We start from the raw sequence: 1,893 nt of genomic DNA, 5'->3' as shown, positions 1-1,893 counted from the left end.
GAGTAATTCTCATCTTCCTGTTCTGAAAAAATGCAATTCCTTTCTCTCCAATCAATCCTATAAGTTGCATTTGTTACTTGAATTTAGGATTTATTAACTGAACCGCTAAAAAAACTCTCGTATTTCCCAAAACCTAATTCACCAAAGGTTCCGAACAATATTTGAGATGGAGTGCCCACTGAAACCTTTTGATCAGACATTAAACTCTTCGCTGAGATATTAATCAAGCTAGAAGCAAAACCGTTGACCATTAGATTACTTGGATTTATAGTGCTCAGAAATGAACTATTTAAATTTACATCCTTTGCTGATTCCAAAATATTCCAGTTACCTGTACCTATTCTATTTGAAAAAGTATTTGCAGCAAACTGCCCACCTGCATCGAATAAGCCAGCACTTAAACTTGCTTCTCCAAATCCAGTAATATAGTTACTCACGATAGGTAAACTGCCCCACGAGGTTTCAGCAAGCAAAGAAAATTCGGCAGCAACATAAGGGGCAGCAACAACACCACCAAAAAACAATCCAACATTAACCAACCCACCAAGTGCAATTTTAGCATTTCTGTTATCAATAACCTTTATGTCCTCATTAGTAAGTAATCCTTGTGTTTTCAACCTAGAATTACTCGCCCATTGGCGACAAATAGCAGGATATGGCTCTAAACCATCAAGATCAATAGCCATAATTGGCGTATTCCCTGCAAACTGATATGGTGTATACCAAGGATAGCTCTTCGTCAGCGGATCGACGCTAAGGAACTTGGCAATGCGGGCATCGTAAATGCGGAAGCCGTAGTCGTAGGTAGCGTCGCTACCCTTCATATCGGCATCCTTTTCCTTGCCGTTGTAGCCGTAGCGGTAAGCGTTTTGGCCGCTCACCGAGCCTAGGCCGGGCATGGCCATACCAAATGGGTAGTAGTGGTAGGTGCCAGAGGCTAGGGCGTCGTAGAAGGTGGGGGCCGAGCCGCTCTTGGTATCGCTTACCACGGCACGCACGTTGCCCAGGTGGTCCTTAAGCTCATACTCCTTGAGGCCCACGGTGCGGGTGAATGTTTTCGTGCCATTGCTTGCCATACCACAAACTTAGCGATTATTTCGGCACTGGCAAGTAGTGCGGTGCGGCTAATTTGCCGCCGCGTAGTAGTTGCACCCGGACTAGCTAGTATCCAACACAAATCTATACAAGCGCACAAGTCTCCCCTCTCAGGGGAGATTTAGAGGGGTCGAGTAACCCCACCCAACCCCACAAAAAAAGAGATGCAGGCATAATGCCCACATCTCATTTAAAAAATACCCATTTCATTATGGCTAACATCGTCCACCATCCTTACAGTAGTTCCGTTCGAACAGTGCTATTTGTCCGAGCTATCGGGGTTACTTTGACACACTATCTACAACCTCGATGTATTTTTTCCATTCTTTAAAATAGTTAATCTTTTTACGCCTTATTTTTAAAAGCCCATTCTCATCCTCTAAAAGCCTGGAGTTTTTTGGATTCGTTCGAGCATAAACCATTTCGCAGGTATCCCCAATGTTAACTATTTCAAGATGCGGCAAATACCGACCATGTCCCTCATAAACCTTACCATTATTTACAAAGGTATACCTTATAGAACCCCTTGACTTCGGACCTTTGTATTTCTCAACAATAATTGCAATACCGTAAACAGGCTCATGATTTAATTGAGTTTTTCGCTTGGATAAACCAAGAAAACCATAAACCATAACAGCTGCAAGTGGAATACCGAATCCTAGCAAAATTACCAAAGGCTTTTTAAGGTTGCTCTGCATAAATTACTTTGGCTGTAATCTAAAAAAATGTTGTTGATAATATTTTGTTAGCATTAAAATGCTGCACTAACCTGAATTACTCCACTATTCCAATTTTGCG

General features: G+C 42.2%; 2 protein-coding genes. Both read right to left on the bottom strand.

Features of this window, described 5'->3' with window-relative positions:
- Positions 1 to 83 precede the first annotated feature (83 nt).
- The gene (locus BLS65_RS17670) at positions 84 to 1,076 is read right to left on the bottom strand and encodes an RHS repeat domain-containing protein (protein ID WP_092441106.1); all 993 of its coding nucleotides are present in this window, start codon (positions 1,074 to 1,076) and stop codon (positions 84 to 86) included.
- 300 nt (positions 1,077 to 1,376) lie between these two features.
- Positions 1,377 to 1,793, bottom strand: a complete 417-nt coding sequence (locus BLS65_RS17665; RefSeq protein WP_092441105.1) for a hypothetical protein — start codon at positions 1,791 to 1,793, stop codon at positions 1,377 to 1,379.
- Positions 1,794 to 1,893: the final 100 nt, after the last annotated feature.

The sequence above is a fragment of the Williamwhitmania taraxaci genome (assembly GCF_900096565.1).
GTDB lineage: Bacteria > Bacteroidota > Bacteroidia > Bacteroidales > Williamwhitmaniaceae > Williamwhitmania > Williamwhitmania taraxaci.
This window is presented reverse-complemented; position numbering and strand designations above follow the sequence as displayed.